The sequence below is a fragment of the Amaricoccus sp. genome (genome assembly GCF_047602525.1).
GTDB lineage: Bacteria > Pseudomonadota > Alphaproteobacteria > Rhodobacterales > Rhodobacteraceae > Amaricoccus.
In genome coordinates this window covers 3,044,963-3,058,081 of record NZ_JASGHB010000001.1, presented here as the reverse complement: position 1 = coordinate 3,058,081, position 13,119 = coordinate 3,044,963, and the positions used below count along the sequence as shown (strand labels likewise).

The window sequence follows — 13,119 nt, the reverse complement described above, 5'->3', positions numbered from 1 at the left end:
GTGCGGCGCGCTACTGGTTCTGCTTCAGGCAAGCCTCGTCATTCGGCCGGCACTTGACGCGCCTTGGCGCGTCGCGGCGCGTCCGGTTCGTCTCCTCGGCCTGTGCCTTCTGCCGCCGCTCGGCCTGCGCCTGCCGGCGCGCATCCGCGTCGGCCTTGGCCTTCGCGTTGGCCGCCGCCTGTTGCCGCCGCTCTGCCTGCTGCCGGCGCTCCGCCTGGGCCTTTGCCTTGGCGTCCGCGTCGGACTTGGCCTGAGCCTCCGCCCGCGCCTTGGCGCGGCGCTCGGCCTGCGCGTGCTGGCGCGCCTCCGCGTCGGCCTTGGCCTTGGCGTCTGCCCGGGCCTGCTGCCGGCGTTCGGCCTGCGCCTTTGCCCGGGCGTCCGCCTCGGCCTTTGCGCGCCGGTCCGCCTGTGCCTTGCGGCGCGCGTCGGCTTCCGCCTCGGCCTGCGCCTTCTGCCGCCGCTCCGCCTGCGCCTTCTGCCGGGCGTTGCGGTCCCTGTCCGCCACGGCGTCGCGGCGCCGGTCGGCCTCGATCGCGGCCTGCCGGGCCTCGCGCCGCTGCGCGGCGAGGCGCGCCTCGCGCTCCTCCTCCGCCTGGCGGGCGCGACGGTCCTCGCGCCGCTCGGCCGCCAGCCGCGCCTGACGGCGCTCGGCCGCCTGACGCTCAGCCTGCCGCAAAGCCCGGTCGTCCGGGGCCTGCCGCGCCGGGTGGAACCCGCGCACCCACGGCTGCGGCCGATCCGGATCCGGCACCACCAGCCAGCCGAGCGTGTCCCGCCGATCGTCGTCATAGGCGCGCACCGCCATCGGGCCGCGGTCCCAGCGGCGGGCGCGCGGATCCCAGTAGCGATCCCGCTCCCAGCCCCAGGGGTGATCCGGCCGGTCGTCCGCCCACTGCCAGCGCGGCCGCGGATAGAACTGTCGGTCGTGCCAGTCGAACTGGCGCCGGTGCCAGTAGTCGTCCCAGCCGTCGGAGTCCTCGTCGTCGTGGTCGTTGCCGAACAGCTGCGCCACCAGCAGCGCGGCGCCGAACGCAAGCGCGCCCGTCAGCAACGGGTTGGGTTGCAGGCCGGAAGTCGTCGCCTCCGCCACCGGCGCGACGTAGGGCTGCACGGTCTGGCGCGTGGTGTAGACCGCTTCCGGGTCATAGGTCGGGACGTAGACCACCTTCGGATCGGCGGGCGCGATCGAGATCTGCCCGGCCTCGTGGGTGGTGACACTCTGGGCGGCGTTGTCGGACAGATAGCCCATGTCCTTCGCCTCGGCCCGCTTGCGCTGCACCGCGGCCAGAACATCGTCGTCCTGTGCGAGCATGGCGTGGCCCAGCCGGTCGGTCGCCTCGAGGTCGTCCGACATCCGCTTCACCACGGTCGGAAAGCCGGATGCGAGCACCAGCACGCTCGGGTCCCAGTTCTTTTCCTGGAGCGTGCTTGCCAGCTCGTCGTCCGACATGCTCTCGGACTCGCCGAGGAACCGCTCGGCCTCGACGATCTGCAGCGGGTAGGTGGAGGCAACGAGCACCTGCGCCAGCAGCGCATCGGGATAGAGCGCGACGGGCGCCACGAGGTCGTCGAGTTCGTCGTCGGTCAGGAGAGTCGGCTCGGGCAGGTCCGAGTCGGTGGTGTCGGACAGGTCGGACTGCCGCTGCTGCTCGCTCACCGCGTCGCGCAGGGCGTCCTGCGCGCTGGCGGCGATGGGGGCGAACGCGGTCGCCAGACCCGCGACCATCGCGACCACGGCGGAAAGCGTGTTCATCGGCTCAAACTCCACGCCAGGGGTGCAGCCCGGGCTCCGGGGAGAAACGTCGCGCACCCGGCGCCGGTTCCTCCCGAGGCTGAAACGCAAGCCGCGGCGCCTTCCGTTGCGGCTCAGTCGAAGCGTCGGCCCTGCGGGAATCCGCGGGGCGCCATGCGGCCGGCGTCGGCGCGCCGTCCGATCCACTCGTCGAGTTCGGGCTGCGCCACGGTGCGGGTCCGTCCGGCCGGATCCTTCCACGTCAGGCCGTCGGCCAGCGTGAACGTGGTGGCGTCGGACAGGCCGCCGTCCTTGTAGCGTTGCAGCCGGGTGCCCTTGCCGCGGGTCATCTCGTCCAGCTCGGACAGCGGGAAGACCACGAGCTTGCGGTTGTCCCCGACCACGGCCACGTGGTCTCCCCGGATGGCGCGGCACACCTTGGCGCGCACGCCCTCCTTGAGGTTCAGCACCTGCTTGCCGGCGCGGGTCTGCGCGATCGCCTCGTCTTCCGGCAGGACGAAGCCGTCGCCGGCGTCGGAGGCGAGGAGCAGCTTGGCGCCCGGCGTATGGACGAACAGCGCCAGCACCTGCGCCTCGTTCGGCAGGTCGAGCATCAGGCGCACCGGCTCGCCCATGCCGCGGCCGCCGGGCAGCGCGCTGCCGGCGAGGGTGTACATCCGGCCATTCGAGGCGAAGAGCAGCAGCTTGTCGGTGGTCTCGGCGGGGATCAGGAAGCGCGGGCCGTCGCCGTCCTTGAACTTCAGCTCCGTGCCGGGGTCGATGCGGCCGCGCATCGCCCGGATCCAGCCCATCTCGGAGCAGACGACGGTGATCGGCTCGCGCTCGATCATCGACTTCGAGCGACACCTCCTCGACCTCCGGCGCGTCGTCGAAGGTGGTGCGCCGCGCGCCGCCCTTCGCGCTCTTGCCGAACGTCTTGCGGGTCTCGCGGATCTCGTCGGCGATTCGGCGCCATTGCGCGTCTTCCGAATCCAGAAGCTCGATCAGCCCGGCGCGCTCGGCGGTCAGCGCGTCGCGCTCGCCGCGGATCTCCATTTCCTCGAGCTTGCGCAGGTTGCGCAGGCGCATGTTGAGGATCGCCTCGGCCTGCACCTCGGTCAGGGTGAACTCGGCGATGAGCTGGGCCTTGGGGTCGTCGTCGTAGCGGATGATCTCGATCACCCGGTCGAGATTGAGGTAGGCGACGAGGAAGCCCTCGAGGATTTCCAGCCGCGCGTCGATCCGCGCCAGACGGTGCCGCGACCGGCGCAGCAGCACGTCGCGCCGGTGATCGAGGAACGCGCGCAGCACCTCGCGCAGCGTCGAGACCTGCGGGGTGCGCCCGTCGATCAGCACGTTCATGTTCATCGCAAAGCGCGTCTCGAGGTCGCTTGCCCGGAACAGCATCTCCATGAGCACGGCCGGGTCCACCGTCCGCGCCCGCGGCTCCAGGATCAGGCGGATGTCCTCGGTGCTCTCGTCGCGCACGTCGGCGAGGATCGGGATCTTCTTCTCGTTGATGAGCGCCGCCAGCCGCTCGATCAGGCGGCCCTTGGGCACCTGATAAGGGATCTCGGTGACGACGATCTGCCAGGTCCCGCGGCCGAGATCCTCGACGTTCCAGCGGGCGCGCAGGCGAAAGCCGCCGCGGCCGGTGCGGTAGGCGTCCTTGATCGCCGCGCGCGGCTCGACGATGATCCCGCCGGTCGGAAAATCCGGCCCCTGCACGAAATCGAGCAGCTTCTCGTCGGTCGCACCCGGATGCTGGATCAGGTGCAGGCAGGCCGCACAAAGCTCGTCGATGTTGTGCGGCGGGATATTCGTCGCCATGCCGACGGCGATGCCGGACGAGCCGTTGGCGAGCAGGTTCGGGAAGGCCGCGGGCAGCACCACTGGCTCCTGCTCCGACCCGTCGTAGTTGTCGCGGAAGTCGACCGCGTCCTCGGCCAGCCCCTCCATCAGCGCGGCGGCCGCGGCGGTCAGCCGCGCCTCGGTGTAGCGCTGGGCGGCGGGGTTGTCGCCGTCGATGTTGCCGAAGTTGCCCTGTCCGTCGACCAGCGGATACCGGACGTTGAAGTCCTGCGCGAGGCGGGCCAGCGCGTCGTAGATCGCCTGATCGCCATGCGGGTGATAGTTGCCCATCACCTCGCCGACGATCTTCGCGCACTTGCGAAAGGCGCCGGTCGGATCGAGCCGCAGGCCGCGCATGGCGTAGAGGATGCGGCGATGCACCGGCTTCAGGCCGTCGCGCGCATCGGGCAGCGCCCGGTGCATGATCGTCGACAGCGCATAGGTGAGGTATCGCTCGCCGAGGGCGCGGTCGAGCGGTTCGATCACCTCGGAGGGCAGATCGTTGGACGGGATGTCGGGGATATCGTTGTCGTCGGCCATAGATATGGTGTACCGCGCCGGTCAGCGCGGATCCACTTCAATCGCCGGAGCCCCGGGGCCCCGGCCGTCAGGCGCGCTGGGCGTGTCCGCAGTCGAGCGGCTGCTGAACTGAGCCTGACAGTGCCCGCGCGATGTGCCGGCCGCGCTCGAGATAGGCGTCGGCATGGTTGAGGTCGAGCATCTCGCCCAGCACTTCGTTGTGGAAGTACGGGATGAACGGGTTGCGCGCGCCACCGCCCGAGAAGGTCAGCTCGGAGAAGTAGGTCTTCGACCCCTGCTGCAGGAAATCCACCCGGACGTGCATGAAGTCCTCGGACAGCCGCTTGGCCTCGGTCACCATCCGCTCGAAGTCGGCGGGGCGGCGCGGCGGCCGTTCGGCCGATTCGGGATGGCCGTTCCAGTGGAAGTCGACCGGCCCCCAGTTCAGGTCGAACAGCGCATGGCGGAAACGCCCCGGCCCGCGCTCGCTGATGTAGAGCACGAAGATCGGCTGACCGTGCAGGCAGTAGAACTTGTATTCCTTGATCGAGTTGACCGGGCCGACGTCTTCCTCGGCCAGCCAGCGCTTCGGGATGCCGCGATAGTGCATCTCGCCGAGGATGCGCCAGTGGTCCCACTCGCCGAGACGGCCGAGCTGGGCCGCGAGCGCCCGGCGCCGCACCGGCTCCACCTCGTCGATGAAGTGATTCTGCCCGCAGCCGAAGGTGGACTTCAGCACGTAGCGCCGGGGCAGCCGCGCCTCGGCAAGCTGCGCGCCGGTCTCGAAGGTGCCGTAGAGCTCCGGTGCCGGGATCTCGGCACCCTTGTAGCGCAGGTATTCCCGCACCGCCGCCTTGTCCGCCGCCAGCGTCATCAGCGGATTGGGGTGGTTCATGAACTGCCAGCGAACCTTCTCGTTCACCCAGCGCGGTGTCTCGAAGTCGGGCATGTGCGAATTGCGGACGGCATAGTGATACGTCACCGCCTCAAGGTCCGAACGGAAGGTGCGGTCGTAGGCCTCGGCCTGGACGGGCCGCGAAAGGGTGCCGAGGCCGTTCCGCAGCCGTGCCACCCGCCACGCCCAGCGATGCCGCCGGTCAATCTCCCTCAGGAACCCGTCCCGGTCCCGGTCGAACCTTGGCATGGCTCACTCCCCCCCCCAACGCACACACGACATCGACGTCATTCCGGGCGACGCGATCAAGAACTCTGCTGTGCAGGAATCCAGTATTCTTCGCGGCTGTCGAGCTGGGCTCTGCAAAACCTGGGAGAATGCCCCCGGCCATCAAGATTGGCGAAACCATTTAACTCGTCACTACTGCGACGGATCGCAGCCCCCGATATCCCCGGGATCGAAAGATATCCGAGATTCCGGAGCCATGCAAGTATCGCGGGAGAAATGGTTATCGAGCGTGGGCGGAGTACGTCTCTGGCGTGTAGCCTTTCGGCCTCACGGGGCCGGTCGCTGCGACCGGCGCGATTGACGCGATGCGCCCTTGCCGGGATTGTCCGGGCGCCTGCGCCACAACGGGAGCCGTGATCCGGCCGATGCGAACCATCCTCGTCACCGGCGCGTCGTCCGGCATCGGTCGCGACGCCGCCTGCACCCTGCGGCAGCGCGGCTGGCGCGTGCTTGCCACCTGTCGGCAGGCAGAGGACGCGGCCCGGCTGGCGGCCGCAGGGGTCGAGCCGCTGACGCTGGAACTCGCCTCTGAGGAGAGTGTCGCGGCGGTCGCGGACGAAACGCTGGCGCGCACCGGCGGTCGGCTCGACGCGCTGTTCAACAATGCCGCCTTCGCCACCCCGGGCGCGGTCGAGGACCTGCCGCGCGCCGCGCTGCGCGAGATCTTCGAGGTGAACCTCTTCGGACAGGTCGACCTGACCAACCGCCTGCTGCCGGCGATGCGTCGGGCGGGTGCCGGGCGGGTGGTGATGAACTCGTCGGTGCTCGGGCTGGTGGCGGCGCCCTGGCGGGGCGCCTACGTCGCGACCAAGTTCGCGCTGGAGGGCCTGACCGACGTGCTGCGGCTGGAGCTGGCGGGGACCGGCGTCCATGTGGTGCTGATCGAGCCCGGGCCGATCGACACGCCGTTCCGCAGGAACTCGATCCTGCACTTCGAGCGGCATGTCGACTGGCGCGCCTCGCCGCACCGGGCGGCCTACGAGGCGCGCCTGCTGCCGCGGCTGCACGCCGAGACCCCCGGTGCGGGACAGCATCCGCCGTCGGCCGTCACGGCGCGCCTCATCGAGGCGCTGGAGAGCCGCAGGCCGCGGGCGCGCTACGGCGTCACCGGCACGACGCGCGGCGCGGCGATCATGCGGCGGATATTCCCGACGGCGCTGAGCGACCGCATCCTCCGGTTGCGCTGAGCTGCGCGCAAGGCGCTTCCCCTGGGGCGGAAAAGCAATAGAGTGCGGCGTCAGGCAGTCACGACAGAAAGAAGAACCGCCGTATGGGGCACGTCATCACTTTCGCCCAGCAGAAGGGCGGGGCCGGAAAGACCACGCTTCTCGCACATCTTGCCGCCGCCTGGGCCGAGGCCGGTCGGTCGGTCGCGGTGATGGACCTCGATCCGCAGCGGTCGCTGACCCGCTGGGCCGGGCTCCGGGCCGATCCGGCGATCGAGGTGCTGGAATCGAAGGACTATCGTGCCGGCGGCGATATCCGGGCGGCGAAGAAGGCGTATGACTTCGTGCTGGTCGACTGTCCCGGGGCGGCGACCAGCCTGCTCGAGAACGTCATCCGCGAGAGCGACCTGGTGCTCGCGCCCTGCCAGCCGTCGGGCATGGACGTCTGGGCGCTCGAGACGGTGATCGAGACGGCGGGAAAGCTGAAGCGGCCGCTTCGGATCGTGCTGAACCGGATGCCGCCGCGGCTCGCCAGCCTCGACGAGGTGCTGACCGCGCTCGGGCCGTCGCGGGCGCTGCTGCTCGCCACGCAGCTCGGCAACCGCAACGCCTTCTCGAAGTCGATGCTCGACGGGCGGACGGCGCCCGAGGTGTCCGGGCGCTCGACGGCGTCGGCGGAGATCTACGGCCTCCGGGCGAAGCTCGGCGCGCTTCTGCCGCGGCTCTGAAGGCGTCCTAGAACGCGGGCGCCCCGGCGGTCGCCAGCGCCCAGGCCGCGAGGGCGGCGTTCGCCGCCACGTGGGCCGCCACCGCGTCCGAGAGCCGGCCGCGCCGCAGCGCCGCGAGGCCGAACACAACGCCCGCCAGCGTGCCGGCGAGCCAGCGGCCGTGCAGCAGGCCGAAAAGCGCCGCGGCGATGACGACCGCCAGCGCGGCCGGCACCCCGGCGCGGATCAGCCGCGGCTGCAGATAGCCGCGAAAGAACGCCTCCTCGACCAGCGGCGTCAGCAGCACCGCCCCGGCGATGCGCACCGCGAGCCACCCGCCGCTGGCGTCGGGTGCAGGCGCCGTGAGCAGCCAGCCGGCGCCGACCGCGAGGCCAAGGGCGAGCGCCAGCGGCTCCGGCGCTCCGAGACGTGCCCACGTCCCTGCGAACGGCAGGACCGCGAGCAGCATCACCGCCGCGCGCAGGGGATAGAGGCCGGCCGGGTCCGCCGCGAAGGTGTCGAGCGCCAGCGCCGCCAGCATGGTGGCGACGAACGGCAGGATCAGCGCCGCGCTGTCGTCCGCGCTGTCGCCCGATGCGCGCGCGGCGTGCGTCTCGGCGCGGAGGGCGGGGAGCCGGGTGAGCGCGATCAGCGCGAACGCGAGCAGCGTGAAGGCGAGCCAGCCGGCATGGCTGTGAAAGCCGTTGATCGCCAGCTCCGGCGAGACCCGCGCGCCGATCAGCACCAGCGCGCCGATGCGCACCGCATTGAGCGCGAAGCTCGCCGCGATGGCCAGCGGGAACAGCAGGAGCGCCCGGGGCCAGCGCAGGCTGCGACGCTCGATCCAGAGGTGGGTGGCGAGCAGCGCGGAGATGAGCGCGAACCCCTCCATCCCCGAGCACGGCCCGGCGACCTCCACCGCGAAGTTGTCGAGATGCACGAGGCGCTCGGCGGGAAACACCTCGACGGCGCCGAACGGCGCGAGGCCGCGGGCGACGACGGCGAAGGTGAGATCGGGCAGCGCCGCGTCCGACCACAGCCGATCAGCGAGCCCGAGCAGCTCGGGCGCGACAAGGGCGGCGGCAAGCGGCACGGCGCAGGCCGGCCGCAGCAGCCGCGCCCAGTGGGCGGCGGGCGCCAGCCAGAGCAGCGTGCCGGTGGCGGCGAGCGCCGCGCCGAGGCCCCAGAGCGGCAACGCGGCGTGGAAGGTCCGGGCGAAGTCCTGCGACGCGGGGGCGAGCGCGGGCATCAGGATCAGCACCACGCCCGCGACCTGCACCAGCGGCCACGGCATCGGCGCCGGCCGGGGCGGCAGCGTGAGCAGGACGCCGCGCAGCGCCGGGACGAGGGCGATGACCGCCAGCGCGGCGATTCCCCGGCCGAGCGAGTTGCGCACCGCCATGCACCCGGCATAGGCGCCGGCCGCGCGGCAGTCGAAGTCGACCGCGAACTGGAACACCAGCGCGATCGCGAGGATCTCCGCCGCGGCGAGCGCCAGCACCAGGACGGGAAACGGGCGCGGGACGGGAAGGCTCAGGTCGGACATCGGCGCTCCTTCCCGAAGGTCTGGCCGAGTTCGCGAGGCCATGGTTAAGGATGACTTAAAGGACCGACCAATCAGCCGTCGTCCGCGAGAAATAAAGGCCGCGCCATCCCGCCATTTCGTCTTGTGACGGATCGGCGGTTACGACTATCTTCCCCGCCGGGTAGCGGTTGCGTGGGACTTTTCGGAGGTAACGGAGCGATGCTCCTGAGATTGTGCCTGCTTGCCGTCCCGTTCCTGCTGCTCGCATCCCCGCCGACACTGGCGAAGTGCGACTGCACCCCCATCTCCGCGCCCGAGATCGACGCGGGCAGCGGCCTCGCCGCGCTGGCTGCGGTGGGCGGGATGCTCGCCTATGCCTACGAGCGCCGGCGCCGGCCGTGATCGGCAGGGCCCTCGCAACGCGCTGGAAATGACCGGACCGCGAGGGTAAGCTCGCATCGGCCGCACCGGGGACCAACCCCGGGCGGACGGACAGGCAGAGATGGGAAAGGGCAGTCCCGATGACCGAGATGGTCTATGGCGCCGTGCCGGCGAAGCACGGCGAGCCGATTCTTCCCCAGTGGTGGCGCACGGTCGACCGCGGCTCGCTCGCGGCGATCACCGGGCTGTTCCTGGTCGGAACGCTGCTCGGCCTCGCCGCCTCGCCGCCCCTGGCGGTGAAGAACGGCCTCGACCCCTTCCATTACGTCTGGCGGCAGGCGGGCTTCGGCGCGTTCTCGTTCCTGCTGATGCTCGTCGTTTCGATGATGTCGCCGCAGCGCCTGCGCCGCTGGGGCGTCGTGGTGTTCGGTCTCTCGGTCGTCGCGCTGATGCTGCTGCCGATCTTCGGCACCGACTTCGGCAAGGGGGCGATCCGCTGGTACTCCCTGCGCGTCGTCTCGGTGCAGCCGGCGGAGTTCCTGAAGCCGTCGTTCGCGATCTTCGCGGCCTGGCTGATGGCCGCGAGCTACGACATCAAGGGGCCGCCGGGAAAGGCGATGTCCTTCGCCGTGGCCGTGGTGCTGACCGCGACGCTCGCCCTTCAGCCGGATTTCGGACAGGCCGGGCTCATCATCGCGAGCTGGGCGCTGATGTATTTCGCCGCCGGCGCGCCGGTGGTGCTGCTCGGCTCGGTCGGGGCGGGGGTGATCGGCGTCGGCTGGTTCGCCTACCACAACTCGGAGCACGTCGCGCGCCGCATCGACGGGTTCCTCTCGTCCGACGTCGATCCGCTGACCCAGATCGGCTATGCGACCAACGCGATCCAGGAAGGCGGCCTGCTCGGCGTCGGCCTCGGCAACGGACAGGTGAAGTGGACGCTGCCCGACGCCCACACCGACTTCATCATCGCCGTCGCGGCGGAAGAGTTCGGCCTGCTGCTCTGCATCGTGGTGCTGGTGCTCTATGCGACGGTGGTGGTGCGGTCGCTGATGCGGCTGGTGGGCGAGCGCGATCCGTTCATCCGCCTCGCCGGGACCGGCCTCGCGGTGCAGCTCGGTATGCAGGCGATGATCAACATCGGCGTCGCCGTGCGCCTGCTGCCGGCCAAGGGCATGACCCTGCCGCTCATCTCCTACGGCGGGTCGTCGCTGATCGCCGCCGGCCTCGGCCTCGGCGTGCTGCTCGCGATGACGCGCAAGCGCCCGCAGCACGAGCCGCTCGAGGAGCTGCTGGGGGTGAGCCGCTGAGCGCGCCCGGGGTGCCGCCGCGTCTCGTCATCGCCGCCGGCGGCACCGGCGGGCACATGTTTCCGGCGCAGGCACTGGCCGAGGAGATGCTGGCGCGCGGCTGGCGGGTGACGCTCGCGACCGACGCCCGCGGCGCGCGCTATGCCGGCGGCTTTCCCGACGCGGTGGAGCGGCAGGCGACACCGGCCGCGACCTTCGCGCAGGGCAGCGCCTGGACACGGGCGACGGCGCCCCTGGCGATCGCCGCCGGTGCGCTCGCGACGATCCGGGCGATGCGGCGTGACCGGCCGGCGGTGGTGGCGGGCTTTGGCGGCTATCCGGCGCTGCCGGCGATGATCGCGGCCAGAGCGCTGAAGCTGCCGTGCCTGATCCATGAACAGAACGGCGTGCTCGGCCGGGTGAACCGGGCGTTCGCCGCCCGGGTCGACGTGGTCGCCTGCGGCACGTGGCCGACGCCGGTGCCCGCGGGCGCGCGGGCCGTCGCGGTCGGAAACCCGGTGCGCGCGGCGGTGCTGGCGGAGGCGGCGGCGCCCTATCCCGTGCCGGAGCCTGGGACGGGCGGTGGGCCGGTGGATCTGCTGGTGATCGGCGGCAGCCAGGGCGCGGGCCTGTTCGGGCGGGTGGTGCCGGCGGCGCTCGGTCTTCTGCCCGAGGCGCTGCGGGCCCGGATCCGCCTGTCGCAGCAGGTCCGGTCCGAGGACATGGACCGGGTGCGGATGGCCTATGACGAGATGGGCCTTGCGGCCGAGCTGCGCGGCTTCTTCGACGACGTGCCGGCGCGGCTGGCCGCGGCGAGCCTCGTGGTGAGCCGGGCCGGGGCCTCGTCGATCGCCGACATCACCGTGGTCGGGCGCCCGGCGGTGCTCATTCCCTATGCCGCGGCGATGGATGACCATCAGGCGGCGAACGCCGCAGGGCTGGTTTCCGCCGGTGGCGCCTTCATGCTGCGCGAGGCGGAGTTGACGGCCGAGCGACTGGCAGGGCACATCGCCGCGATCATCGGCGACCCGGACGGAGCGCGCGCGATGGCGGCCGCGAGCCTGTCGGTGGGGCGGCCGCACGCGACAACGGATTTGGCAGCGCTGGTCGAAGAGCTGGCGGAGAAGGGACACGAGGCATGAACGGACAGACGCGCCTGCCCCACGACATCGGGGCGATCCACTTCGTCGGCATCGGCGGCATCGGCATGTCGGGCATCGCCGAGGTGCTGCTGAACCACGGCTTTCAGGTGCAGGGGTCGGACGCCAAGGCGTCGCCGATCACCGCGCGGCTGGAGCAGAAGGGCGCCCGCGTGTTCATCGGCCAGTCGGCCGACAACCTCGAGGGCGCCGAGGTGGTGGTGATCTCGTCGGCCATCAAGCGCGGCAACCCGGAGCTCGACGCGGCGCGGGCGAAGAAGCTGCCGGTGGTGCGCCGGGCCGAGATGCTGGCCGAGCTGATGCGGCTGAAGTCGAACGTCGCGGTCGCCGGCACGCATGGCAAGACCACGACGACCTCGATGGTCGCGGCGCTGCTCGACGCCGGCGGCATGGATCCGACCGTGGTGAACGGCGGCATCATCCACGCCTACGGCTCGAACGCCCGGATCGGGCAGGGCGAATGGATGGTCGTCGAGGCCGACGAGAGCGACGGCACGTTCGTGAAGCTGCCGGCGACGGTGGCGGTGGTGACGAACATCGACCCCGAACACCTCGACCACTACGGCGACTTCGAGGGGGTGAAGGCCGCGTTCGACACCTTCGTCTCCAACATCCCGTTCTACGGCCTCGCGGTCTGCTGCATCGACCACCCGGAGGTGCAGGCGCTGGTCGGCCGGATCACCGACCGGCGGGTCGCGACCTACGGCTTCTCGCCACAGGCGGACGTGCAGGGGAAGAACCTGCGCTTCGAGGACGGCGGCGCGGTGTTTGACGTCGCCCTGAACGGCGAGGGGCGGGTGATCGAGGACGTGCGGCTGCCGATGACCGGCGACCACAACGTCTCGAACGCGCTCGCCGCCGTCGCGGTGGCGCGGCACCTCGGGATCGGGCCGAAGGCGGTCAAGGCGGCGCTGGCGGCGTTCGGCGGGGTGAACCGGCGCTTCACCAAGGTCGGCGTCTGGAACGGCGTCACCATCATCGACGACTACGGCCACCATCCGGTGGAGATCGCCGCGGTGCTGCGTGCGGCGCGGCAGGCCACCAAGGGCCGGGTCATCGCCGTGCACCAGCCGCACCGCTATACCCGGCTGCGCGACCTCTTCACCCAGTTCTGCGGCTGCTTCAACGACGCGGACGTGGTGGCGATCGCCGACGTCTATTCCGCGGGCGAGGCGCCGATCGAGGGGGTGTCGCGCGACACGCTGGTCGGCGGGCTGATCGCGCACGGCCACCGGCGGGCGCTGCCCCTCGCGGGCGAGGAGGCACTGGCGGATTTTGTCAAGGCCGAGTGCGCGCCCGGCGACCTGCTGGTCTGCCTTGGGGCGGGGTCGATCTCGGCCTGGGCGAATGCCCTGCCGGCGCGGCTGGAGAACGGCGCGCGCGAGACGGTCGAGGCCTGAAGGAAGGGCGGTGCGTCGGCCGCCCGAGAGCGGCGGCGTCGGCCCGCCCGCGGACTGGCGTCGGTGGTGAAGCCGGTGTTCGCAAGAAAACCTTGCCTCGCCCGGCGTGATGGGCCGGTTCGGGCCGGCCTCAAGGGCAACGCGCCGCCAGCGGCGCCGGCTCTGCCGCCCTTGATCCCGCCCCGATGCGGCACGGAAGAGGAAGATGC

9 protein-coding genes and 1 pseudogene are annotated in these 13,119 nt (G+C 71.4%); 6 read left to right on the top strand and 4 right to left on the bottom strand.

Features of this window, described 5'->3' with window-relative positions; genetic code table 11:
* Positions 1 to 10: 10 nt before the first annotated feature.
* From QM699_RS15600 to QM699_RS15590, 3 genes and pseudogenes are all read right to left on the bottom strand, one after another.
* Positions 11 to 1,753 (bottom strand): DUF3300 domain-containing protein, encoded by a 1,743-nt coding sequence (locus QM699_RS15600; protein ID WP_415011985.1) that lies wholly within the window; start codon positions 1,751 to 1,753, stop codon positions 11 to 13.
* A gap of 113 nt (positions 1,754 to 1,866) precedes the next feature.
* Positions 1,867 to 4,123 (bottom strand): annotated as a pseudogene (parC, locus tag QM699_RS15595) (DNA topoisomerase IV subunit A).
* Positions 4,124 to 4,190: 67 nt separating this feature from the next.
* Positions 4,191 to 5,246, bottom strand: a complete 1,056-nt coding sequence (locus tag QM699_RS15590; protein ID WP_415011984.1) for an ATP-grasp fold amidoligase family protein — start codon at positions 5,244 to 5,246, stop codon at positions 4,191 to 4,193.
* A gap of 404 nt (positions 5,247 to 5,650) precedes the next feature.
* On the opposite strand from QM699_RS15590, the gene QM699_RS15585 reads away from it, so the two are divergent.
* Positions 5,651 to 6,472: an SDR family NAD(P)-dependent oxidoreductase gene (locus tag QM699_RS15585; protein ID WP_415011983.1), complete on the top strand. Its 822-nt coding sequence runs from the start codon at positions 5,651 to 5,653 to the stop codon at positions 6,470 to 6,472.
* An 83-nt stretch (positions 6,473 to 6,555) separates the two neighbouring features.
* Positions 6,556 to 7,179 carry an AAA family ATPase gene (locus QM699_RS15580; protein WP_415011982.1) on the top strand — a complete coding sequence of 208 codons (624 nt, stop codon included), beginning with the start codon at positions 6,556 to 6,558 and terminating at the stop codon, positions 7,177 to 7,179.
* 7 nt (positions 7,180 to 7,186) lie between these two features.
* Here the strand turns inward: QM699_RS15580 and xrtE are convergent, their stop codons facing one another.
* Positions 7,187 to 8,704: an exosortase E/protease, VPEID-CTERM system gene (gene xrtE, locus QM699_RS15575; protein ID WP_415011981.1), complete on the bottom strand. Its 1,518-nt coding sequence runs from the start codon at positions 8,702 to 8,704 to the stop codon at positions 7,187 to 7,189.
* 198 nt (positions 8,705 to 8,902) lie between these two features.
* On the opposite strand from xrtE, the gene QM699_RS15570 reads away from it, so the two are divergent.
* The 4 genes from QM699_RS15570 to murC all read left to right on the top strand — a co-directional run bounded on the left by QM699_RS15570 (position 8,903) and on the right by murC (position 12,910).
* A complete protein-coding gene (locus tag QM699_RS15570; protein ID WP_415011980.1) occupies positions 8,903 to 9,085 on the top strand; it encodes a VPEID-CTERM sorting domain-containing protein in 183 nt (60 codons plus the stop codon).
* A 119-nt stretch (positions 9,086 to 9,204) separates the two neighbouring features.
* Complete coding sequence (locus QM699_RS15565; protein WP_415011979.1) at positions 9,205 to 10,371, top strand: peptidoglycan glycosyltransferase FtsW; 1,167 nt, start codon at positions 9,205 to 9,207, stop codon at positions 10,369 to 10,371.
* Between the two features lie 11 nt (positions 10,372 to 10,382).
* Positions 10,383 to 11,492 carry a UDP-N-acetylglucosamine--N-acetylmuramyl-(pentapeptide) pyrophosphoryl-undecaprenol N-acetylglucosamine transferase gene (locus QM699_RS15560; RefSeq protein WP_415011978.1) on the top strand — a complete coding sequence of 370 codons (1,110 nt, stop codon included), beginning with the start codon at positions 10,383 to 10,385 and terminating at the stop codon, positions 11,490 to 11,492.
* On the top strand, positions 11,489 to 12,910 hold the full coding sequence (murC, locus tag QM699_RS15555; RefSeq protein ID WP_415011977.1) for a UDP-N-acetylmuramate--L-alanine ligase: 1,422 nt from the start codon (positions 11,489 to 11,491) through the stop codon (positions 12,908 to 12,910). Before QM699_RS15560 ends, murC begins: the two co-directional genes overlap by 4 nt.
* Positions 12,911 to 13,119 lie beyond the last annotated feature (209 nt).

Excerpts from the sequence above, each read along its gene's own strand:
- QM699_RS15600 (WP_415011985.1), bottom strand. The coding sequence starts at position 1,753 with ATGAACACGCTTTCCGCCGTGGTCGCGATGGTCGCGGGTCTGGCGACC.
- QM699_RS15590 (WP_415011984.1), bottom strand. The coding sequence starts at position 5,246 with ATGCCAAGGTTCGACCGGGACCGGGACGGGTTCCTGAGGGAGATTGAC.
- QM699_RS15585 (WP_415011983.1), top strand. The coding sequence starts at position 5,651 with ATGCGAACCATCCTCGTCACCGGCGCGTCGTCCGGCATCGGTCGCGAC.
- QM699_RS15580 (WP_415011982.1), top strand. The coding sequence starts at position 6,556 with ATGGGGCACGTCATCACTTTCGCCCAGCAGAAGGGCGGGGCCGGAAAG.
- xrtE (WP_415011981.1), bottom strand. The coding sequence starts at position 8,704 with ATGTCCGACCTGAGCCTTCCCGTCCCGCGCCCGTTTCCCGTCCTGGTG.
- QM699_RS15570 (WP_415011980.1), top strand. The coding sequence starts at position 8,903 with ATGCTCCTGAGATTGTGCCTGCTTGCCGTCCCGTTCCTGCTGCTCGCA.
- QM699_RS15565 (WP_415011979.1), top strand. The coding sequence starts at position 9,205 with ATGACCGAGATGGTCTATGGCGCCGTGCCGGCGAAGCACGGCGAGCCG.
- murC (WP_415011977.1), top strand. The coding sequence starts at position 11,489 with ATGAACGGACAGACGCGCCTGCCCCACGACATCGGGGCGATCCACTTC.